At 57.4% G+C, this 22,549-nt stretch carries 21 protein-coding genes and 1 pseudogene; 8 read left to right on the plus strand and 14 right to left on the minus strand.

Features of this window, described 5'->3' with window-relative positions:
- From fhuB to ACRQ1B_RS16290, 10 genes are all read right to left on the minus strand, one after another.
- Nucleotides 1–1,980: a Fe(3+)-hydroxamate ABC transporter permease FhuB gene (gene fhuB, locus ACRQ1B_RS16245; RefSeq protein WP_432294811.1), complete on the minus strand. Its 1,980-nt coding sequence runs from the start codon at nt 1,978–1,980 to the stop codon at nt 1–3.
- Nucleotides 1,973–2,872 (minus strand): ABC transporter substrate-binding protein, encoded by a 900-nt coding sequence (locus ACRQ1B_RS16250; RefSeq protein WP_432294812.1) that lies wholly within the window; start codon nt 2,870–2,872, stop codon nt 1,973–1,975. Before ACRQ1B_RS16250 ends, fhuB begins: the two co-directional genes overlap by 8 nt.
- A 5-nt stretch (nt 2,873–2,877) precedes the next feature.
- Entirely contained in the window at nt 2,878–5,319 is a 2,442-nt protein-coding gene (locus ACRQ1B_RS16255) for a TonB-dependent siderophore receptor (RefSeq protein WP_432294813.1), read from the minus strand.
- Between the two features lie 116 nt (nt 5,320–5,435).
- Nucleotides 5,436–6,419, minus strand: coding sequence for a FecR family protein (locus tag ACRQ1B_RS16260; RefSeq protein WP_432294814.1), 984 nt, complete (start codon nt 6,417–6,419; stop codon nt 5,436–5,438).
- An 88-nt stretch (nt 6,420–6,507) separates the two neighbouring features.
- Nucleotides 6,508–7,020, minus strand: a complete 513-nt coding sequence (locus tag ACRQ1B_RS16265; RefSeq protein ID WP_432294815.1) for an RNA polymerase sigma factor — start codon at nt 7,018–7,020, stop codon at nt 6,508–6,510.
- 295 nt (nt 7,021–7,315) lie between these two features.
- Nucleotides 7,316–8,458, minus strand: a complete 1,143-nt coding sequence (locus tag ACRQ1B_RS16270) for a Fic family protein (protein ID WP_432294816.1) — start codon at nt 8,456–8,458, stop codon at nt 7,316–7,318.
- 626 nt (nt 8,459–9,084) lie between these two features.
- The gene (locus tag ACRQ1B_RS16275) at nt 9,085–9,462 is read right to left on the minus strand and encodes a hypothetical protein (RefSeq protein ID WP_432294817.1); all 378 of its coding nucleotides are present in this window, start codon (nt 9,460–9,462) and stop codon (nt 9,085–9,087) included.
- Nucleotides 9,463–9,533: 71 nt separating this feature from the next.
- Nucleotides 9,534–10,559 (minus strand): fatty acid desaturase, encoded by a 1,026-nt coding sequence (locus tag ACRQ1B_RS16280; protein WP_432294818.1) that lies wholly within the window; start codon nt 10,557–10,559, stop codon nt 9,534–9,536.
- Between the two features lie 96 nt (nt 10,560–10,655).
- Nucleotides 10,656–10,922 (minus strand): hypothetical protein, encoded by a 267-nt coding sequence (locus ACRQ1B_RS16285; protein WP_432294819.1) that lies wholly within the window; start codon nt 10,920–10,922, stop codon nt 10,656–10,658.
- A 57-nt stretch (nt 10,923–10,979) separates the two neighbouring features.
- Nucleotides 10,980–11,246, minus strand: a complete 267-nt coding sequence (locus ACRQ1B_RS16290) for a DUF1488 family protein (protein ID WP_432294820.1) — start codon at nt 11,244–11,246, stop codon at nt 10,980–10,982.
- 439 nt (nt 11,247–11,685) lie between these two features.
- Between ACRQ1B_RS16290 and ACRQ1B_RS16295 the strand changes: the two genes are divergently transcribed.
- The 7 genes from ACRQ1B_RS16295 to ACRQ1B_RS16325 all read left to right on the plus strand — a co-directional run bounded on the left by ACRQ1B_RS16295 (nt 11,686) and on the right by ACRQ1B_RS16325 (nt 18,257).
- Nucleotides 11,686–12,639: a class I mannose-6-phosphate isomerase gene (locus tag ACRQ1B_RS16295; protein ID WP_432294821.1), complete on the plus strand. Its 954-nt coding sequence runs from the start codon at nt 11,686–11,688 to the stop codon at nt 12,637–12,639.
- Nucleotides 12,636–14,924, plus strand: coding sequence for a glycosyltransferase family 4 protein (locus tag ACRQ1B_RS16300; RefSeq protein ID WP_432294822.1), 2,289 nt, complete (start codon nt 12,636–12,638; stop codon nt 14,922–14,924). The genes ACRQ1B_RS16295 and ACRQ1B_RS16300 overlap by 4 nt, the downstream gene beginning before the upstream one ends.
- A gap of 34 nt (nt 14,925–14,958) precedes the next feature.
- Nucleotides 14,959–16,257, plus strand: a complete 1,299-nt coding sequence (locus ACRQ1B_RS16305; RefSeq protein WP_432294823.1) for a glycoside hydrolase family 130 protein — start codon at nt 14,959–14,961, stop codon at nt 16,255–16,257.
- Nucleotides 16,258–16,422: 165 nt separating this feature from the next.
- Nucleotides 16,423–16,626 (plus strand): DUF982 domain-containing protein, encoded by a 204-nt coding sequence (locus ACRQ1B_RS16310; RefSeq protein WP_432295284.1) that lies wholly within the window; start codon nt 16,423–16,425, stop codon nt 16,624–16,626.
- A 446-nt stretch (nt 16,627–17,072) separates the two neighbouring features.
- The gene (locus ACRQ1B_RS16315) at nt 17,073–17,282 is read left to right on the plus strand and encodes a cold-shock protein (RefSeq protein ID WP_432294824.1); all 210 of its coding nucleotides are present in this window, start codon (nt 17,073–17,075) and stop codon (nt 17,280–17,282) included.
- 159 nt (nt 17,283–17,441) lie between these two features.
- Nucleotides 17,442–17,663, plus strand: coding sequence for a hypothetical protein (locus ACRQ1B_RS16320; protein ID WP_432294825.1), 222 nt, complete (start codon nt 17,442–17,444; stop codon nt 17,661–17,663).
- Between the two features lie 189 nt (nt 17,664–17,852).
- Complete coding sequence (locus ACRQ1B_RS16325) at nt 17,853–18,257, plus strand: hypothetical protein (protein WP_432294826.1); 405 nt, start codon at nt 17,853–17,855, stop codon at nt 18,255–18,257.
- A 498-nt stretch (nt 18,258–18,755) separates the two neighbouring features.
- Here the strand turns inward: ACRQ1B_RS16325 and dinB are convergent, their stop codons facing one another.
- From dinB to ACRQ1B_RS16345, 4 genes and pseudogenes are all read right to left on the minus strand, one after another.
- Nucleotides 18,756–19,859: a DNA polymerase IV gene (dinB, locus tag ACRQ1B_RS16330; protein WP_432294827.1), complete on the minus strand. Its 1,104-nt coding sequence runs from the start codon at nt 19,857–19,859 to the stop codon at nt 18,756–18,758.
- 121 nt (nt 19,860–19,980) lie between these two features.
- On the minus strand, nt 19,981–20,754 hold the full coding sequence (locus tag ACRQ1B_RS16335) for an SOS response-associated peptidase (RefSeq protein ID WP_432294828.1): 774 nt from the start codon (nt 20,752–20,754) through the stop codon (nt 19,981–19,983).
- Between the two features lie 60 nt (nt 20,755–20,814).
- Nucleotides 20,815–21,060 (minus strand): annotated as a pseudogene (locus ACRQ1B_RS16340) (ATP dependent DNA ligase); the annotation flags it as partial.
- Nucleotides 21,061–21,710: 650 nt separating this feature from the next.
- A complete protein-coding gene (locus ACRQ1B_RS16345; protein WP_432294829.1) occupies nt 21,711–22,121 on the minus strand; it encodes a hypothetical protein in 411 nt (136 codons plus the stop codon).
- Nucleotides 22,122–22,233: 112 nt separating this feature from the next.
- Here ACRQ1B_RS16345 and ACRQ1B_RS16350 point away from each other — a divergent pair, with 112 nt between their 5' ends.
- Entirely contained in the window at nt 22,234–22,374 is a 141-nt protein-coding gene (locus tag ACRQ1B_RS16350) for a hypothetical protein (protein ID WP_432294830.1), read from the plus strand.
- Nucleotides 22,375–22,549 lie beyond the last annotated feature (175 nt).

The raw sequence follows: 22,549 nt of genomic DNA on the forward strand, positions 1-22,549 counted from the left end.
TCATCTGCTGTTTCGGCCTGTGGTAATGCCGTAGCCCACGGCACCGATGACACTTGCCACCAGTCCCGCCGGGATGTCCCATGGAAAGGCGATGGTTCTTCCGATCCAGTCGGATACGATCATCAGCGTTGCGCCCGCAAGGACGCAGCCGACGGTTTGTGCCAGAGGCTTGCGCAGGCCAATCAGCCTGACGAGATGCGGAATGACCAGCCCGACAAAGGTCACCGGCCCGATCATGACGGTGGCAATGCCGGTGAGAAGTGCAACGAGAATGATGACGCAAAGGCGCGCGAGCCTGATCTCGACGCCAAGAGAGGCGGCGACCGGCTCTCCGAGCGGCAGCATGCCCAGCCAGCGCTGCATCAGCGGCAGGATGGCAGCCGCGACGGCGAGCAGGGCAAGCGCGATCACGGCATCGGCCCCGGTCACCGCATAGGTCGAACCGGACAACCAGCCAATCAGGCGTGTCAGCCGAATATCGCCGAAATAGATGGCAGACGAGAGAAGCGAGCCGCTGAGCGCGGTGATCGCCAGCCCGGTGAGCAGCAGTTTTTCGGGCGCGTATTGGGACCGGCGCGCAAGACGCAGTGCTATGAGGAGAAACAGCAGAGCACCGATGCCGGCCACCAGCATGGTCTGGCTGCGGCTGAGTGGCGGCAGGAAAAAGATCACCGGCAGCATGACCAGCGTTGCGCCGGACGAGACGCCGATCAGTTCGGGGCTTGCGAGATGATTGCCGGTCATGCGCTGCATCAGGCAGCCGGAAAGCGCGATCATGCCGCCTGCTGCAAGCGCTCCGGCGACACGCGGCCAGCGCCATGGCAGCAGTTGCGCAGCCTCGTTCGCCGTCGCCCATGTAAAACCGTCGGGTGTCCGGCCGACCATCAGGGCGATCACGATGGTGATGATGGCGAGAACCGCCAGACCAAGCAGCACGCGGCGCGTGGAAACAAGGCGATGCGGAACGTGAAGATCGAATGCGCGCCCGGTTCGCGGCTGTGTCCGCGCGGAATGCAACAGGTACAAAAGCAGCGGCGCGGCAAACAGGGCCGTCACCGTGCCCGCCGGGATTGCCATGACCATTTCGGCCATCTGCATCGTCTGGTCGGTCAGCAACAACAGAGCGGCGGACAGGAGTGCCGAAAAAACCGCGCGACCGGCAAAGCCGCGTGCGCCGCATAGGCGGGCGAGGGCCGCACCGGCCAGTCCGACAAAGGCCAGCAGCCCGACATGGGCGGTGACCGCTGCCGCGGCGATGGCGGCGAGTCCGATTGCCGCCATCCTTGCCATCATCGGCGACAGGCCGAGGCTTTTGGCCGCCGCGTCATCGAGATCGAGCAGGGACAGTGGCCTGCGCAACAGGAAGACGGTGGCCGTCACGGCTGCAAGGCATGCGGTCAACAGGCGAGCGACCTGCCAGTTGTCCTGCACCAGCGATCCCGACTGCCACAGAAGCAGATCGGCAATCTCTTCGTAACGGGTAAGGATGAGCATCGAGGTGACGGCATCGCAGACAAGGCCGAGCACCAGTCCGTTTAGGATGAGAAAAAGCGGTGATAGCTGTCGCCGCAAGGACAGACCGAGCAGGGCGACCAGCCCGATGAGCGAGCCAGCCAGGACCGGCAGGACAAAGCCACCGGCAAAGGCGGGAAGCCAGATGAGTGCGGCAGCCACGGTCAGCCGGCTTGTCGACAAAAGCCCGATCGTTCCGGGTTCGGCAAGCGGATTGCCAAGCCCCTGCTGCATCAGTGCGGTGGCGAGACCCAGCAGCCCGCCGGCCGCCAATGCGACGATGAAGCGAGGCAGGATCCCATAAAAAAGCTGCACCGATGTGAGAGAGGCGTCCGGCGTGCCGAAAAGCGGCCATGCGGCGGCTAGCCCGGTGATCTGCAGGTAAGCGGCAAACAGCAGCACCGCCAGGATCGTCAGAATGACGGGCAGGAGCAGCCGAGGCCGGTTGGATCGCGTGGTATCAGCCATCGGCAAGCGCCGCCAGTTGGGTGCCGATCTGGGTGGCAAAGCGCTCAGCCGAGCGCAGGCCGCCGCTCGGATAGATCACCGGCATACGCACGACGCGACCTTTGCGCACGGCGGGCAGCGCATGCCAAAGCGCGCTTTCCTCTAGCCGCGCCAGTGCAACGTCCGTCTCCGCACCACGATCGAAATGCACGATGACGGCATCGGGTTCCTCTGCCAGCCGCGACAGAGGCGCGTTGGTCACGCCGGCGCCGTTCACCCGGCCCGGATAAGCGTTGCGAAGGTTCAGCCGGCCGGCGACATCGCCCAGCATGCCATTGCCGCCGAACAGCGCGATATTGCGACCGTCGCGGTTGAAACGGCAGATATAGACCGGTCGGGAAAAGCCGCTCAGCAGGCTCCGAGCCGTGTCTATCGCGGTCGCCGTTGCGGCAATGGCTGTTTTTGCCTCTGCCTGGCGGCCTGTCAGTGCAGCCATGTCTGAAAGCAGGCTTTCACAATGCTCAAGCGCCCGCGTCTTTCCGGGAAACACGCGGATCGGCGACACCGGTGCGATACGCGCCAGCGGTGTCAGGCCGGACGCCTGCCAGTCGGCCACCAGAATGCGCGTCGGCACAAGCCGTTGCAGGAATTCCAGATTGGGTTCGTTGAGAGGGCCGAGATCCTCGACGCTGTCCGGCAGGTCAGGGCTTGCCACCAGCCGGCGGTAAAGTGGGATATTGGCGATGGCAATCGGCACTTCTCCTAATGTCAGCAATAGCTCGGTGATCAACAGGTCGAGGCTGACAAGACGCTGTGTCTGCGGCACGGTTTGTGCTCGCAACCGCCGTGCGAAAAACAGGACAATGGGAGCGGCAAGCGCCGCTTCCATCACGTCACGCCTGCTGATCGGCATGCGCTTTACCACTTGTAGGACAAGGTCGCCGACACCGTCATGGGCTCGCCGAAGCGGCAGCCATCGAGCGAAACGCAGGTGTGATACTTGCGGTCGAACACATTGCGGGCGTTGACCTTGAAATCCAGTCCTTCGAGATCGGTATTGAGCTTGCCGAGATCGAGGCTCGCCATTGCATCGAACAGCACATAGCTCGGGCCGTCGATCGTGCTGTCGGTTAGGTTGGTCTTTCCGACATAACGCATGCCGCCGCCGAGGCGCACGCCTTCCAGCCCGAGGTCGTCGAGGCCATAATCGGCCCAGAGCGAAAAGCTGTGGCGCGGCACCAGTGCCACCTGCTGACCGATTTCCGCGATCTTGGCGCTGCGGGTGATTTCGGCATTTGTAAACGTGTAGGCTGCAACCAGGCCCCAGTTGCCGATGTCGCCGCGCGCTTCCAGTTCGAGCCCGCGCGAATGCACTTCTCCTAGCTGGTAGGCGTTGCCCGTCGAGCTGTAGGATACGACGTTCTTCTGGTTGAGATCGTAAACCGCGGCGCTGAACTGGAGATTCGTGCCCAGCGGCTGGTAGCGGATGCCGGTCTCGTATTGCAGGCCTTCGTTGGGCTTGAGGGCATTGCCGGTCAGATAATCGGATCCCACTTGCGGCAGGGAGGACTGGCTGACGCTGACATAGGGTGCAACGCCGTTGTCGAAGAGATAAACAAGGCCGGCGCGCCCGGTGAAAGCATTGTCGCGCTGGTTGGTTACGGCGCCAGTCTGGTAGCTCCTGGTGCTGCTGTCCGCCCAGTCGTGGCGGCCGCCAAGCAAAAGGATCCAGTGATCGTCGAACTTGATCTGGTCCTGCAGATATATGCCATACTGGTCGCCGATGCTGTCGGAACCGCGATCGACGGCATAGCTGACATTCGGGCCGCCGGAATTGACGCCTGTGTCGAGGTTCAACTGGCTCGCGGTGCCGCGATAACGATGGCTGTCGTAGGAGCGTCGGTAGAAATCGAAGCCGCCCAGCAAGGTATGTTCTGCTCCGAAGGCATCGAACGTGTATTCGAGCGAATGGTCGGAGGTGATGCCATAGGAGGTTTCTGCGCGCTCCGACGCCAGGCGAGTCATCACGCCGCCGGCGCTGACCGGCACCACGTTCGGCATCATGTAGTTCCACTGGATATCGGCATGGAAATAGCGGGCAGAATTGTGCAGCTTCAGGCCGTTATCGAACTCATGATCGAATATGCCGCCGATCGTATAGATGTCGGACTGGTACGTGTCGAAGCCGTCGATGCCCGTGAATGTGTCGCGCGACAGCTTGCCGGATGTGATGTCCGACAAGAAATAGGGCGGCGCAAAACCGGTATCGACCTTTTGGTAGCTGCCGAGCAGCGTCAGAGACGTCGTTTCCTCCGGCTTCCATGTCAGGGCAGGTGCGATATAGGCCTTGTTGTCCGGCGTGTTGTCGACCCAGTTGTCGGCATCGCGGTAAAGGCCGGTGAGGCGATAGGACAGGACCCCTTCGGCATCGATCGGGCCGCCGAAATCGGCTGAAATCTGCTTTCGGTCATAGCTGCCATATTCGACATTGACCTCGCGCAGCGGCGTTGCCGTCGGGCGCTTGGAAATGGCGTTGACGATGCCGCCCGGTGCGACCTGGCCGTAAAGAACGGAAGAGGCGCCACGCAGAACCTCGACACGCTCCAGCCCGTACGGCTCCTGGCCGCCGTCATAGACGCTGGACTGGAATTTCATGCCGTCGCGCAGCGTGCCGGTATTGCCGCTGGCGGTGTTGAACCCGCGGATCATGAAATCGTCGACCATACGGCTGAAGCCGCCGGACTGGGTGGCGATGCCCGGCGTATAGGCCAGCGTCTCGGACAGCGAGGTTGCCCGCTGGTTGGCAATCTGGTCTGCCGTCACGACGCTGATCGACTGCGGCGTTTCGATGATGGGCGTGTCGGTCTTTGCTCCGGAAGACGAACTGTCGGCGCGGTATCCGTCAACATGTTCGAATGCGCCGCCGGCGCCAGCGACGACGATGGTGTTGAGAACGGTCGCTCCCGAACTGTCGACAGAGCCGGTGGCAGCATCCGCGGCAAGAATAGTAACGGCGGCACTGCCGGTAAAGCTGTATCTCAATCCGGAACTCGCGAGCAGCGTCGAAAGCGCTTGCTGTGGCGTCAACTGACCTTTCACGGACGGTGCAGTGGCGTTGGCGGCAATGACCGTCCGGTAGGCGACCTGAATGCCGGATTGCTGCGAAAACTGTCGCAGCGCCCGCGATAGCGAAGTCGGCTGGATGTCGAAACTGACCGTCTGGCTCGTCTGCGCCATCGCAGGTGTGCTGATGCCGGCCGTGGTCATGCCTGCGACGCATATCGCCACACCCGCCATCAGCGATTGCAGCACCGTTGCGCCCGAGGCCTGCTGCCGCTTGCCGTTTTGATAGTCCCTCATTCCGTCGCCCCTACGCACAGATCATCGTTCCGACACCGGCCTTTTCGGCCGTGTATGAATTGTTGACGATTGGCAGAAGGATTCACCTAAACGCGTTTGCGGAATTATTTGCGATTTCAGGCAAGAATGATCGCGACACCCGGAATGCGGCGGACCGACAATGCTTGCGTCTTGGCCAGCGACTGCAACGCGGCAAGGGGTTGCGTAGTGGAAAATATGCCGCTGACGGCAAGCTCGCGATCGATACCAGGCCGCAGGATGACCGGCTCGGCAACATAACGACCAATGTCGGAAATAGCGGCGGCAAAAGGTTTTCCTTCGAAGATGATCTTTCCCCGCCGCCAGGCGAGCAGCATTTCGAGATCGGCAGCACCGGGCTGGCCGGGATTGGCTCCGGACAGATAGGTGGTCTGCTGCGACGGCGCGAGATCGACGCGGGGCCTCTGTGACAAGTCGGTTTCGTCCGGCGCAAGCGGGCTATAGACGGCCGCATGTCCGGCAACGACGGCAACCGTTGTCAAATCGTCGGCATAACCGATCGTCATGTGCCCATCCGGCATGTCCGTGTTGCCGCCACCGGCGGCGATGCGAAACGGGCTGCCGTCCGCCGCGGGCGGAATACGGAACTCTGCATCGCCGCGCAGGAGATGGACAAGACGCAAACCTGTCCGGAAGTCGACCTTGAGGGCTCCGCCGGTGTTTACCGCTGCAACCGTGCCGTCCGGCAGTGGCACTTCGCGCTGGCTTCCGGCAGGTACAATAAAATCGGCCTTCCACCACAGCGAAACGCGCGGCGCGGCGACAAAGCCTGCCGACGCAGCGGCAAGGGCTGCGCCGCCGCCAATCAGGGAGCGGCGGGTCATGCCGGAAGTCTGCACCTGCGCGATAGTGCCGGCTGGTGGCGCCAGGCGGTCGAGCTGGTTCCAGAACCGCCTCTCGTGGTCGAACGCGGCACGATGTTCGGGGCGACAGTCCCGCCAGAGCTTGAACTGCTCGAGTTCGGCAGCGCTGAGCGACCCGGATGTCAAACGCACGAGCCAGTCACGCGCATCAAGTGCGACGCGATGGTTCTCCGGTCGATCCTGGTCGGTGTCGCTCATGGTCATATATCGAAGCGTTTTTGTGAAAGGGACTGAATATCGACGGTCTTATCACACAGGTGGCAAAGGTCGATCCGCCGAAACGGTTTCACGCATCGATCTCGCGGCGCAAAACGGCCAGACGTTCGAGAACCCGCCGGATATGATAATAGACGGCTTCCTCGGTAATGTCCTCAAGCTCGGCTATCCGCTTATGGCTGAGACCATCCATCCGGTTCATCAAAAATATCCGGCGCGAGCGCTCCGGCATCGCCTCAAGAGTCTCGGTCACCGCGTCGAGTGTCTGCCGGGCCATGATGGCGCGTTCCGGGGAGCGGTCTTCGATGTCGTCTTTAAGAATATTCTGAACCTCGGCATCGATTTCGCGACGGCGTTTTTCGCGGCGCAAATGATCGATCGCGGTGTTGGAAACGGTCCGGTGAATGTATCCCGCAAGATTTTCAATGCGATGTTCCGGCATCGCGGTCTGAACCTTGATCCAGGCATCCTGGATAAGATCTTCGGCCAGCGCCTGATCGATCCGTCGCTGACGCGCGGTTGCGAGCAGTTGGGGCTTCAGAAGAACGAAAGAGTTCAGCAGTCGGGCGATTTTGGTCGTCATAGGGATTTAGCCGGTCATTCCGTCGTTCGCGAAAGTCGCCAACGTGTGCGTATGAGAGCGCTAAAGCACGCCCCAGCGCCTTGCTAGTCCGGTGCTGGAATTTAATTTGAGTGCGTTTGTCTTCTTTTAAGGCCGTTGCAAACCTGCATCAGCAGATCACTGCGCTGTTCCCGGCGTCATAAATGCGTTGATGGAACGGCCGACGAATTGATCCACAGTAGCATTGGTTCACAACCTCGCAAGAGTTTAACCGCGGCCATAAAGTCACCTCAGCGTGATCATTGGCGACTGGATTTCATCCAGATGGGGGAACGTGGTCCTTAGGGAAATTTAAAACAAGCTCGTAGGCCGTGCTTCGCCCCCCGGCCTCTCCTTTTTGCAGGATGCCTTTCGCTATCAGGTCTGCAATGTCGCGAGATGCTGTGTCCTGGGATGCGTTCGTCAGTTTCGCCCACTTTGTCGATGTGAGCTTGCCTTGGAAATTTCCCTCTAGCAGTCGGTTGAGGACCTTGGCTTGTCGCGCATTGAGATCGCTGGCGGTGTGCGCCTGCCAGAAATCATTTTTCAGCATCACATTGTCGAGGGTCAGCAGCGCCTCGCCGACAGCGTTGTTCAGACGATCGAGGAACCATTCAATCCAGCTCGTGATCTCGAGGCTATCGTTGCTGGTAATAGATTGCAGGGCTTCGTAATAGCCGACGCGGGATCGCTCGATTGCTGCGGACATGGAATAGAGCCGCTGGGCTCCACCACCACTGCGTGCAAGCGTCATGTCGGCGATTGCGCGAGTTATGCGGCCGTTTCCATCGCCGAAAGGGTGGATCGCAACAAACCAGAGATGGGCAATTGCTGCTTTGATGAGGGGATCCAGTTCGTGCGAACCGTTGACCCATTCAAGAAAGGCCGACATCTCTGCCTCTACGCTATCTGCCGGCGGAGCAACATAGTGGACTTTCTCATGCCCGAATGCACCAGAAACGATTTCCATACGACCGCCAGCGTCGTCACGCCAATCGCCGACACGAAGCTTATGTCCCCATTCGTTGCGGCCAGTCGGAAAAAGGGCCGCATGCCATTGGAACAGTCGCTCTGCCGTCAGTGGTTCCGCGCAATTGATCGTAGCATCGAGGGTGATATGGACGATGCCCTCGATTGAACGATTTGGAGTAACAAAACCATCGATATCGATGCCGAGTCGCCTGGCGAGCGAGGATCGAACCTGTTGCTCGTCCAGTTGTTCTCCCTCGATCGCTGACGATTTCACGACGTCATCGGTCAACGCTCGGAGAAATGTCGCCTCGCGCGTACGAAAGCCCAGGCTCTCGACGCGGCCAACAAGACGTCCTTGATCAAGGCGTACAGCAGCAATCCTTGATGTAAGGCGGTCAATGTGCCACTCGAATTTCGGCCATTGGGTGGATTGCCAGATGTAGGTCATATCACAGGATAGAGCTCATCTGCGGAGAATAGCAAGAATTATGTCCGCAAATTTGCGGAGATTGTTGCCTCTAATCTCCGCACTCACCAGAAACCGGGCGCGCCAGTCAGCGTCGTTTATATCTCGCCCGTGTAATGGCTCTGGCTAAGAGAACTGATGCTCGCTGATCAAATCCGCACGTGCGGAGAGTCCAATCCATAGCTGTCTGGGATGCTGAGATGCAGGCTGATCAGTAACATAGGTAGCTTAATGTGGGCTATGCTGCTGAAAACATTCAATTTTCTATTCGTTTGTGGCGAGTTCGAATCTCTTCAAGACCTTAACCCACCCACATCTGCCGCAAATTCGAATCATCAAACATACCGAGCCAAGAGCCGCGGCCTGCATGTTGCAGGAAGAGATCCCATCGATATACGAGAGCTCTGATATTTCTTAATAGTATGGTGCGGATAGTATTGTTTGCCTATATAGCCTCACAAACGTAAGCCGTCCGTGCTCGCGCTGGAGTCCCTATTCGGGACGGTGCGAGAATTTTGTCACTTCACGGTGCCTGATTTCTCCGGCGGCCCAATCATGTCGATTGCCGACTGAGGCGTTTCGCTGCCAATGGCAAGGAGCCTGCTCGATCATTCTACGGTGAAAGAGAAGTTGCAAACGTCTTTCGCTATCCGCGCAGATCGGTTTTGGAAAAACGACAGGGTGTACACGTCTCCGGCGGCCGCCTTGTCGATATGTCGGAGCGGGAAGCGCCCGGCAGATGGCAGAAATCCAAGCTTCGACGATTTTTGCAGATCGTAACCACATGCCAGGTTGTCTGCATCCAGACGGAATGTTGTGCTGCCGGTTGCGATGACCTTGAATGAGTAAGAGCGGGTGACCCCGTTATCTGTTGAGCCGATGAAGGGGGCTGGTCCAGACAATACCTGTATCACCGGTTCCGCCGCAATGGCGGATGCTGTTGCGAAAATCGAGAAGAATGTGGATACCAGAACAGCCGCTTGCATAGCTGAATTTCCTTTGGACAGGGGCCGTGACATGGCAGATGAAGACCTGCCGTGAAACCGAAGGCGGGGTTTTACGGAGCAGACAAACCTCGCGCCTCGCGAAGGGATACAAGTCTCTGGGAGTGCTCGTCCCAGAGTATCAGCTTTACGGATTTCAGGCTGTCCATCAGCGTCATGCGCCCGAGGCTGGCCAGTTCGGGGTGATCCTGCAATATGTCAGGCAATCGATAGAACGGCACACGGCTGGACAGGTGATGCACGTGGTGCATGCCGATATTGCCGGATATCCAGCGTAGTGGTTGCGGCAGGTCGTAGTGGGAGGCGCCATGCAAAGCTGCGTGCGCAAAGGTCCATTGTGGGGGCCTTGACCAATGGGTTTCTTCGAACTGGTGCTGCACATAGAATAGCCACACGCCGGCCGAGGCGGCGAGGAGCACGATCGGCAAATGCACGATCAGAAACGCTCCAAGCCCGATCGCCCATATCAACAAGGCCACGAAAGCAGTAATCGCAGCGTTGGTTGCCATGGTGGAAATCCAGGGTAGGGCGCCTGATCGCATCAGTCCCAAGGGAAGCCGCTGCTTGAAAAGAAAAAGCCAGGCAGGCCCTATGCCGAACATCACCAGGGGGTGTCGATACAAGCGATAGCCCAGCCTGCCTTTCCAATCCATTCTCTCGTATTCTGCGACTGTCAGGGTCGTGATGTCACCGATGCCGCGTTCATCAAGATTGCCGGCTGACGCGTGATGCATGGCATGCGCACGTCTCCAATAGTCATATGGGGTTAGAGTGAGGACACCGATCGCACGCCCCGTCCAATCGTCCGCACGTCGTACACCGAACAGCGAACCATGGCCGCAGTCATGCTGAAGCATAAATAGTCTCAGCAAGAAACCGGCTGCGGGAATGACCAGGATGATGCCATACCAATGGCCGTGATCGATCGCGGCCCACGTTAAAAACCAGAGCGCGATCAGAGGGATCAGTGTCAAAGCCAGCTCGACAATACTGCGCGCGACATCAGGTTTCCGGTAGGCGGCCAATATCTTGAGCCACGCCGTATCAGGTGCTTTATAATGATTCATTACATTGCTCATCTATGTCCTTTTGCCTGCTGCAGGTTGTGGGCGAGACATCGCGCCGTGCGACAGGCAGGCAAACCGCGATTACGCCTTCGTCGGTTATGATCAAGGTCAGTCTATGGGACTGTTGCCCCGGCTGGTTGGTGCCTGACGGGCAGGCGAGGCGGTGGGGATTTCTCCCGCCATATTTTCCCTACTGCATGACGCGACGTCGGCCATCATAGTCTTCGCATCACTAACGGCTTCATCATCTGATGGTCGCGCCTTGCCATAGTTGTTCATGCTGACGGAGATGGCATTGCCGTCTTCGCCAATAAACTCAACCACCACCGGTTCGCCGGCGTCACCGGGTGAGACTTTTTGCTGGATAATGTGCATCTGATTGCTCCGTTAAGCTGTGACCTTTTGGCCTCGCCGAAAAAAGCTGCCACCAATTCAGCGGAAGTTTTGGAGATTCAGATGGATGGTGTGGCTACGGTTTGCCTCGTAGGCCACCTGAGCAGCCTTCAAGATCCTCGGCTTGAGGGCATCAAATGACGCAAGATATTCCGCCTCACTGGCCCTGCGGCTGGTGGCGTTGCCCGCAAGCACTTCTCCCGCCACGATAAAACACACCTCAAACATTCCGTCGTGGCCGGAAAAACGTACGCGCTCTCGAGCTACGTCATAGCTTCGCGCATTGTTGGGGAAGGCCAGTGTCATGGACATACTCTCTTGCTTGTGGGGGGGGGAGCGCGGCATGTCGCGGAATCGCCAAGCAGCAGCCTTCAAAAGTCCATCGCTTCGACTTTATGTCGTGACGATCTAATAAATTTCAACGGCAATAATATTTTTAAGAAAATATATTTTCTTATGATGTTGATTTCATGGAAAATACAGAGTTTTCCTAATTTACGCGTCAGATTATTTAAAATTAAAATTCATGACATGTTGAAATTAATTAAGGGTGAGCCATATTTAATCTTGTAAATCCTGTTTTCACTGAAAAATTTTACCGAAAAAATTGATCGACGCTTTTTTATTCGCGAGCGCTCGAAGTTCTGCGCCTTGTAGCCTCGGTCTGGCCAACTCGATCCTCAAGGTACGTGCTGTTCCGATCTCAGATCGCTCCGGTCTTAGCGGCAGATCCGGGAGATATCGTATGTTCGAATATGCCAGCGTGCGCACAGCATCGAAACCATGGGGCAGCCGCGATCTCATGCCATGGAGCGAGGCAGGTGTCGGTGCTGTTATCGGCGAGCTTTTGTATGAAAGAAGCGGACCCATTTCGCAGCCTCCGGCACTGCTTCTGAAATTGCTGTTCACGAAACAAATCCTGTCGATCCAGGTGCATCCCGATGATGCCTTTGCAAAGGCTGCCGGCATGAAGAATGGCAAGACAGAAGCATGGTACGTCCTTTCGGCAGATGAAGGAGCACAGGTTGCCATCGGTCTCAATCGCAGCGTGGCGCCGCACGAGCTACGCGCGGCGATCGAGGACGGTTCGATCCAGGAGCTGCTGGACTGGCAGAGCGCTTGTGCTGGTGATGTTTTCTTCATTCCGGCCGGCACCATCCACACAATTGGCGCCGGTCTGGTCATCGCCGAGATCCAGCAAAGAAGCGACACCACATTCCGTCTGTTCGATCGCGGCAGCGACCGGAAACTTCACATAGAAGAGGCGATGGTTGTGGCCGATCTCCAAACGGCGCGACCCCAAGGCAAATCCCGTGCGATCACGCCTGAAAGAACGCTTCTAACATCCTGTGATTTTTTCGTTCTCGAACGGATGCGACTGGCGCCCGGTGCCATATGGGAGATGCGCACGGACAAGGAATGCTGGGTTCTGGTCATTGCAGGTGACGCCACCGTCGGGTCGATGACGGCCAAACGCGGCGATGCATTCTTTTCCGATGAAGGACGAACTTCTTTCTCCGTGGGAGATAATGAGCTGGTCGTTCTGTTGGCTTACACGGGCGACACGGGCGACGTTGGAATGATGCGCGATCTAGGCTCGCAACTGTCCCGCTGCAATGCAGGGGACCGTCAGCAGACAGATGTAACTCAATCAAAGCCGGTCGCCTCGACGTCCCGCTCAACGCAGGAGATGTCATGACCCGCATCAGGAAAATTGCTTTTATCGGAAACTCGCTGCCGCGCCGTTGTGGTATCGCAACCTTTACGACCGATCTGCAGCAGGCGGTCTCGGCCTGCGCTCCATCCATCGAAACCGCCATCGTTGCCATGACCGATCACGGACATGCTTATCAATATCCCAAGATCGTGCATGTCGAGATCGCCGATCAGGATATCGATGACTATGTCGCGGCGGCCAACACTCTGAATGCCGGGGAATTCGACGTTGTGTGCCTTCAGCATGAGTTCGGTATCTTCGGCGGCGTCGATGGCAGTCATATCCTTGCATTGCTGTCACGGCTGGAAATGCCGGTCGTCACCACTCTTCACACGGTTCTAGCTGAACCAACCGCTTCGCAGCGCCGCGTGCTCAACACCATTATCGACATCTCCTCGAAAGTCGTGGTGATGGCCGAACATGGGCAAAAACTCCTGCGCCACGTCTATGAAGTCCCGGCCTCGAAAATCGAAGTCATTGCCCATGGCATTCCCGATATCGCCTTCTGCGAACCTGAACCGTCAAAGGCCAAACTTGGTTTTCAGGGGAAATCGGTCATTTTGACATTCGGCCTGTTGTCGCCAAACAAGGGCATCGAGGTGATGATCGATGCCATGCCACTTGTTTTGCAAAGCCGGCAGGATGCGGTGTATGTGGTGCTCGGCGCAACGCACCCCAATCTCGTTCGCAACGAAGGTGAAGCCTATCGGCACCGTCTTGCGACACGCGCCAGAGACCTCGGTGTTGAGAACCACGTCGTTTTTCTCGACCAGTTCGTCGATCTGCCAACCCTCCTGGACTTCATTTCGATGTGCGACGTCTATGCGACGCCGTATCTGAATGAGGCGCAAATGACGTCCGGTACGCTTGCCTACAGTTTCGGGTCGGGAAAGGCAGTGGTTTCCACGCCCTATTGGCATGCGCGCGAGCTTCTGGCGGATGGTTTTGGGGTACTGGTGCCGTTCAACGATGCGAAGGCGATCGGCTCGGAGATCGCGGCACTTCTGACCGACGATGTTCGGCGGGACGCTATCCGCGCTCGGGCTTACAAGGTCAGTCGCTCGATGATTTGGGAGCGTACAGCCGAGCATTATCTGGAACTTTTCGAGCAGGCCGTCCACCCACGAACCGGCCCAGGCGAAATGGCTCCCGTTGGACGCAAGCCATCTGCCCTTGCGGCACACACATACCCGGAGCCAAAGTTCGACTCTTTTATTGCGATGTGTGACGATACCGGATTGTTTCAACATGCGGTGCATTCAATACCAGATCGTTCACATGGCTATTGTGTCGATGACAATGCCCGGGGATTGCTGCTGGCGGTCACACTCGATGCCTGCAGGGAGATGCCGCTGCCGGGCATCTTGACGATGCGTTTTGCCGCCTTTGTGCAGCATGCCTGGAATCCTGACGTCAGGCGGTTTCGAAACTTCATGAGTTTCGACCGGCGCTGGCTTGAAGAAATGGGCTCCGAGGACAGTCATGGAAGAACCTTGTGGGCGCTGGGGGAATGTGCACGGAGCGCTCCTGAAGCCTCTGTGAGCAACTGGGCTGGTGCGCTGTTTGCCGAAGCCTTGCCGACGGTCGAGACCTTTTCATCGCCGCGGGCCTGGGCATTTACGCTGCTCGGGCTGGACGGCTACTGTGCCCATCGCGTTGACGACATCAATGCAAGGCGGGTCCGATTGCGCCTTGCCGGAAAGCTGATGGCGCTTCTCGCCAAAGTGGAGAAACCGGGTCGACCGTGGTTCGAGGACGGGTTATCCTACGACAATGCGCGTCTGCCTCAGGCGCTACTGCTGGCTGGCCTCGCGGCTGGAAGGGCGGACTACGTGTCAGCGGGATTGCGGACGCTGCGATGGCTGACCAGCATCCAGACGGCGAGGGAAGGTCATTTCCGCCCCATCGGAAGTGACGGGTTCAGCGATATTGGCATGCCGCCACAACGGTTCGACCAGCAGCCGCTGGAAGCGGCGGCAACGATCTCGGCGTGCCTTGTCGCTTCGCGAGCCGATCGTCACCCCGAATGGAAAGATCATGCAGAACTCGCTATGGCCTGGTTCCTCGGAAAAAACGATCTGTCTCTGCCACTCGTGGATACTGAGACCGGAAGCTGTCGTGACGGGTTGCACCGGGCGCGAGCCAACGAAAACAGAGGGGCGGAATCCCTGCTTTCCTACCTTCTCGGACTTGTTGAGTTTCGCGAGCTGACGCGGGCAAGCAGTCAGGCGACGACAGCGTCGCCATCGCGCGCGTTGAGCGCCTGAAATTCGTCTCCAATCAAATTGAAATGAGATCGCTTTGTCAAAGGGCACAATCGTCAACCGTCAATCGCTCTTGCTGCGTCCCGACCCCTCACGCGTGGTCGTCAGACCATTCAAACCCGCGACCGAGCCACGCGATCTAAATCCGACCGACAAGACACGGGCCAATCATATCGTCGACCGGGTTCTGGCGCTTGATCTGCAAGGAGCCGAAGCGCTGCTGGCAGATGTGCTGGAACATTTCGAGGGGCGTCACCGCAACCTGCTGGCGACCTTCGAAGCACGAGCAGACGAGATGGAAGATGCGTTTTCGACGCATGCAGAATTCAGCAAAACGCAGCGGCAACTGGTCGGCGCGTATTTCCTCAATGAATATTCGTTTGAGGCGTCAGCTCTTTTCAATCCGAGCATCGTTGCACATCCGGATCAGTCCGGTTTGGCACCAGGCAGCCGGCGTTTTGTGTTGAGCCTGCGTGCGGTGGGGGAGGGTCATGTCTCTTCACTGACATTCCGAACCGGTGTGATCGACGCGGGTGGCAGTGTCGAGATCGAGCCGACAGCAAGGCTTGCGGCGACACCGAAAATTCACACGCCGTTACCTCTCTTAGGCGACGAGCCGGTGCGGCTGAGCTTCGGTTCGGGTCAGCATATCAGCGAACGTGTCATCTTTCCCGTCACGTTTGCGCAGTCGAACGGCATCGAGGATGCCCGGTTCGTTGCCTTCGAAGACGAGGGGGAGACGACGTTTTATGCGACTTACACGGCCTATAACGGCAAGGCGATCCGCTCCGAGCTTTTGCAAACCGGCGACTTCCTGTCGTTCACGATGACGCCGTTGACTGGTACGGCCTCCCATAACAAGGGCATGGCGCTGTTCCCGCGCAAATTTGACGGGCGATACGCGATGATCGGAAGGCAGGATAACGAAAACCTCTATCTTCTCTATTCTGACGATCTTCATGTGTGGAATGGGGGCGAGCCTATCCTGCGGCCGAGATACCCTTGGGAATTCGTGCAGATGGGAAATTGCGGCGCGCCCATCGAGCTGGATGACGGATGGCTGCTGCTCACACATGGCGTGGGACCAGTGCGTCGATACGCCATCGGAGCGGCGCTGCTCGACAAAAAGGACCCTTCCAGAGTGATCGCTCGCTCGCGCGAGCCGCTGGTGCGGCCTGACCCATCAGAACGCGAAGGATATGTCCCCAATGTGGTCTATACATGCGGCGGTATGCGGCACGGCAATCTGATCGTTCTGCCCTATGCCGTCTGTGACACGTTTTCCAGTTTCTCGACTATCCCTATCGCCGAGCTTCTGCTGACGCTTGATGGGTAATTCGCGAGGTGGATCGGAGTATCGTCGCCTTACCGACATGGTAGACAGCAATGTTGGCGGATGCCCGCGTGCGCCAGGGATATTTGGCGAGGCGGCGGCATGACGTCGCTGATCCGGATTGATTTTGCATTACGGTGGACTGTGCCGGTCTATGTTCGTGACCGGATGGAAGTTTTAGTGCCCGTAATCGGACCCTCCGCAGCGCTACGGTTCTTGCTTTCCGATTTCCTTTTCCGTCACGGGAAAAAGTATTTCCCCGCTCTCACAGCATGTCGCCTTGCTGTCCGCTGCAAGACGGCACCCGCCCATGCTCGATTGTGCTTCGTGGATGCCTATGTCGAATACATGGAAATGAGAGCAAAACGGTGAACGCGAAACTCGCGCTGCCGGGCCACGACTTGATGCAGTAGCGAGATGCCAAACCAGGCTGTCCGGCAAGCCATCGGACAGATCTCGCGATCATCGAAGCGCTCGGCGAAAATCTTTCGGCGGCAATGGAAGGCACGACAGACAAATCTTCGTACCGCATCCGGGAAATCTGCAAACTCGGGACTGACCGTATGTGGCGATGACGATTAACCTCAGGTCGGTGATCAACTGCCTACACGTTCAACCTGGCAGTATCAGATCAGAACTGAAATGTTTAAATTCCACATGGACTTGTAAAATCAGAAATTGCACCCATATTGTTAATAACGACCATTGATTGTGATGCTGGTCCGGGCATCGGTCCCGCCGTATTTCCTCTGAAATAATCGACCTTAACCCACAAGGTGTCGTGGGAACCCGAACGATTACTTTGAAAGGAAATCGTCATGAATACTGGTACCGTTAAATGGTTCAACTCCACCAAAGGCTTCGGTTTCATTCAACCTGACAAGGGTAGCGCGGACATCTTCGTCCATGTGTCTGCCGTCGAGCGCTCCGGAATGCGTTCGCTCTCGGACGGCCAGAAAATCTCGTACGAGGTTGTTGAGGACCGAAAGTCCGGAAAAAGCTCGGCCGAGAACCTTCAGACCGCTTGATTTTTTATCCGCTCCGCTGACCACGGATGTACTGGCAGCCGGGCAGAGACTGTGAGAGGCCGGGCTTCCCGGTCTTTTTATTTTTGACCTCACGCGTCTCTTAGTTGTTTTCGATAGAGGCCCGAAAATGGTCGACTAGCCAATCAAAGGAAGATCGTCATGACAGCCACAAAAGATGCGTTTTTCAAACCCGAAAAGATCTCCGTACGGGACAAAGCCAAAACCACGACAGAAATCGCGCGGCAAATCACGGAAATGGAGACAGCTAATCGGATCAGCAAAACTGTGCGTCTGCGTCAGCTACGCGAGGCGCAGCCGGTCGCGCTGAAAGCGGTCCGCCCGGCTCGACGCCAAAAGACTGAATTAGCGGCTTGTTCGTGAGCGCCGCTGATCTAAGGCCGTTACGCCGCTCTGCTCGGTCCTCGGGCCGTCGGCACGTGTTAAAACAAGAGGAGGGGGCATGTTTACTGTCCACCAAAAGATTTCACGAAACTCCTCCAGTGCTGCTCCCGCAGTCGTCTCCGTGATCAGCTTTATCTTCATAATGTTCATGCTCACGAAGGGTTGGCTATGGTGAACATAACCGACCTTAAGCAGTCTCTTCTCAGCAGGCTATTAAAGCGCGCGGGCTATGCCACGCTCGACCTTAAGCCCGAACCAGGTTTAAATCACTTGGCGGAGGTTGCTCTTATCGAGCAAATCCGGTCCGGTATGATTGCACCGGATGACTATCCCCAGCCCACAGCGACGCAGACGGCGCTCAACCAGAATGACAACGTCGAATTCTACGCGAGTTCAAACGGGGATCGTTGGTTCCTTTGCGGGCATGAAAGGACAGATCAGGGTTTCGTCTTGCACCGTAGCAATCCTGCCTCAGGTGGACATGAAATGCGGACGTCCATTGGCTCCTTCCTTGCCATGGCACCGAAAGGGCCTGAACATGAAGCCCTCGTAGCCCTTTTTAAGGGCAGCTGAATGCGTCAAGTTTGCGCCTATGAGTGTGGAAATGTCTGCTACCACTTGGCAGCAAATCAAGAGAAATAAGCCTCCACCTCAAGCTTTCGAACGACAAATAGACAAATCAGCACTTATTGGGCGAGGAACGCAAATATCTGGAATCGTTCAGCATTGATTTGAGGGGGCGAAGGTTCGTATCCGTTCAAGAGCCTTACCCTGCCTGCACCGGCTGCAAATACCCCTGCATTACTCGCGGCTGGTATTTGGGCACCTAGAAATAATGCGTTGCGCCAAGTGCATCGCTGGACCGCAGAGCAAGACCTAACGGTACCCGAAGGGTCGTGTATAGAAACCCAACGAAGCGATGTACCTCCTCCCACAAAGCTTCGTGTCTCAGGTGGCCCACTCCTCCTCCCAAGGGTAGCCTGAACGGACAACGGCACTCCTCCTCCAGCCGGTGTCCAATGATTTCGAAAAGCCTGCGCACTCCTCCCGCGCAGGCTTTTTCGTTTTTGCCTACATCCCGAAATCCAATTGCGACTGATCCTCATCGCCATCTTCGCCCCGATCGTTCGTCAGCGACGATAGGGTGACGCCAAGCAGCCGCACCGACAGCTTGAACGGATAGACGGTCGCAAGAAGCCCAGTTGCTGCTTCAAGAATCTCGTTGCCGTTGGCAAACGGAAGGGCCGTGGTCTTGCTGCGCGTCGCCTGGCTGAAGTCGGAATATTTGATCTTCACGGTGACGGTCTTGCCGCTGAAACCTTTTCCCTCGCAATAGCCCCAGACCTTCTCCGCCAACGGCTTCAATTCGCTCGTCGCCAGATCAAGGTCGTCGATATCTTGGCTGAACGTATCTTCGGCGCCAACGGATTTTCTCACGCGGTCGGGCCGGACCTGGCGATTGTCGATACCGCGGGCGATGCCGTAGAAATAGGGACCGGACTTTCCGAAATGCTGCGACAGGAACGGCAGAGACTGCGCCTTGAGATCCGCGCCGGTCTCGATACCGAGCCGATGCATTTTCTCGGCGGTGGCCGGCCCGACTCCATGGAATTTCTTGACGGCAAGCTGCTCGACAAACGCCGGGCCGTTCTTCGGCGTGATGACCGCCTGCCCATTCGGCTTGTTGAGGTCGGACGCCGTCTTGGCCAGAAATTTGTTGTAGGAAATCCCGGCTGATGCGTTGAGGCCGGTCACGGCCTTGATCTTCGCCCGGATTTCCAGCGCGATCTCTGTGGCGATCGGCATGCCCTTCAGGTTTTCCGTCACGTCGAGATAAGCCTCGTCCAGTGACAAAGGCTCGATCAGAGGCGTGTATTCGGCAAAAATCTCGCGGATCTGCTGCGACACGGCTCGATACACTTCGAACCTCGGCTTCACGAAAATCAGATCGGGGCATTTGCGCGCCGCCGTGACCGACGGCATAGCCGAATGGACCCCGAACTTGCGGGCTTCATAGCTGGCAGCCGCCACGACACCGCGGGCGGCAGCTCCCCCGACGGCCAACGGCCTGCCGCGCAGCTCCGGATTGTCACGCTGCTCGACCGACGCATAGAACGCGTCCATGTCTACATGGATGATTTTGCGCAAGGTCTCTGCCGGGATCGTGTCTGTCATGGTGCTGCCGGAAGGTCCGGGTTGAGGCTTGATAGTTGGAACGGATAGTGAACGTATCATCGTTCCCGCCGATCGCAAACAACTGCTTCATGGGACCGAACTGTCGGGTGCCCTTACCTTCCTACAACAGGCTACCCTGCTCGACGGGTTCACCTGATTTCGAGACGATCGAGGAGCCGTAGGGTTCGCGCGAGGAAATGATCAGCGTATCGTCCGGCAGAGGGCGGGCGAGATGCTGAGCTTCCTCCCACGGCGCCCGCATCCAGACCTCCGTTTCTTCCTTCGTCAGCAGCAGGACCGGCATCGCCTTCTCATGGATCGGACTCACCAGCCCATTCGGATCGGTCGTGAGGAAGCCATAGAGGTCATCTGTGGTCAGCCCGTCCTTTACCTTCCGGACGCTTTGCCATTGCGGCACGTGGATGCCGGCAAAGAACATCAGCGATTTTTGTTCGTCGCGGGCGAACCAGGCGTTTGGGACTTTGCCGCCGGGTGCCTGACTTGCGGGATCCGGCTCGGCAAAGCTTGTGACAGGAACAATACAACGATGCTCCACACCGAACCAGCGTTTCCAATGGGGTAAAGTGAGCTTGCGGACATTGGTGACGCCGCGGTCCGGCTCCATACGTATGAGTGTGTCCATATCGACAACCTGGCCCTTTACCCTCATCTTGTCGGCGCGTGCCTCGGCTGCTTTCTTCTGAACGAAGATCGGGGAGGGGAGGCCCCAGCGCGCATGCACCAGTTGCGTTTTGCCGTCAGCGGTATTGCGGACGATCGGTCCCGACTGGTCCGGGTTCATCTGATAGGTGGGCATAAGGTTGATCAGGCTCTCTACGTCCTTGGCCCATTGCGAGACCCAGTCCTTGTCCTCCATCCGATAAAGGTTGCACATTCCAGGCTGTCCTCCCGCTCAGACCAATGGGGGGCAGTCTAGCGCATCGATGGTGATCCGCTAGTCGAGCTGGAAAACATCGGCATTGTCCTGCCGCTCGCGCAAACCTTTGTAGACCGCATGGCGGAGTTTGCGATCTGCCGTCCAGCCACGGAACTCGATCTCGGCAATCAGCGTCGGATGGACCCAGACGATATCGGCTTCTCCAGCATAGGGCACCGGCGGTCGCTTCTACCGTAGCTTTTCGAGCATCTTGCGCAGCTTGGTGGCCTCGGCCTCCTTGAACCCGGTCCCAACTCTGCCGATTCCAGGAACTCATGACCGGTGTGGGTAGCGGCGAGTTCAAAGGTGATGATTTCGTTTGATCGGCTTGCAGACCACATAATTGCGATGAAGAAGCAGGACTTCTCTTCCTGTCCAGGCAGGATCGTGGAGGTGTTCGCTGCATGGAAACCCGAGGGCAAGAGAATTATCGTCCATCCGAATGTGAAGGCCTGGCCGGAGAAGGCGAAAGGCGAGCTGAGAACGTGGGCCCGGCAATGGGAGTGACGGTCCCAAGAGGCTTCGAGTTCAAGTCCGACGCGGCAACCATGCCGCTAAACGCAGTGGCGGCAGCAGTAATCTGGATCAGGTTATGGGTGTCAATTTGACCATGAGACTATAGCTGGAAGCTCTGGAAGCCGTCGATCCACGCGTCGTGTTGGGTGGCTTGACTGTGGAAGCGATAGGGGTTTTCGAAACGGGAATGGCCACGCATCGCAGCGGAAAGGCCTTCAGCTGTCCAACGTGCAATAACTGCGCAGCAGGGAAAGTCATAGCCTCACCTGCATGAGGCAAACAAGGCGACGCTTCGTTTCGTGCGGTTATCGTCACTCTTCATTCCCCCATCCTGGCGTGAAAACTATGAGGGTGCTGAAGGTTTTCAAGGCATGCAGAAGGTTGTGGTGAATAGGTGATTATTGCGCAGCTTTACCGCCCATAAATACCCGGTGCATCGTTTCTGCGATCGCCTGCTCGATCGGCTTGTCGAGCAGAATGTCAGGTTCGTTGGCGAGTTCCATGAATGTTTGGTCGACGAGCCGTTCCTTCATAGGGCCTGAGAGATGATAGCGAATAGCATAAGTACCGAGTTTATGCCGAAGTGCGTCCATCTCTGCATCTGGCACAACAAGTTTTCGCGGAATAATCATGACACGGTTCCTCCAGCGATGGATCGTAAGCTGTATTCCCGACTTGTCCAATGAAGTTGGGGTGACCACGCGGCTCGGCGTGGTTTCAGAGCGCAATGTCGTGATTAGGCTATAATCAAGTTGCGCGACATCAATCTTCTCTGCATTACTGCTGTCTACCGTGACTGGAAAAAGCATTAAGGCTCAGTATTTGCCAGATAAATCGCTCCGTTGGCTTCAGCCCCCAGATACAAATGAGCGGCTCGGGTTCCACGAAGGAAACGAGGTCGCTAAAGTCTGGCCGGAGGGATTGAAAGGTAACACAGCGGCAAAATGGCATTGGACAGTCACGCCAAGAAAAGCAGTTGGTTTTGTTGATGGCACCGGAGACGAAGAGAAGGATGCTTTCTCTGCTCAGTTAGAAGCGAACAGTGAGTTCTTCAAAAACTGAGGACGTCGGGCTCACTGTTAGCTGAAGCCATGTGCTCATTCGTTGCCTTCCTCACTCCAAGAAATTCGATAATTAATCGCTAAAATAATTCCTCACAGCCTATGTGGCTGAATCTCATTGATCTTCCTGGCTTAGCATAGGTTCAGGATAATATTCCCAACCTTCTGGTTGCTTG

The sequence above is a fragment of the Endobacterium panacihumi genome, from assembly GCF_050847465.1.
GTDB classification, from domain to species: domain Bacteria; phylum Pseudomonadota; class Alphaproteobacteria; order Rhizobiales; family Rhizobiaceae; genus Neorhizobium; species Neorhizobium panacihumi.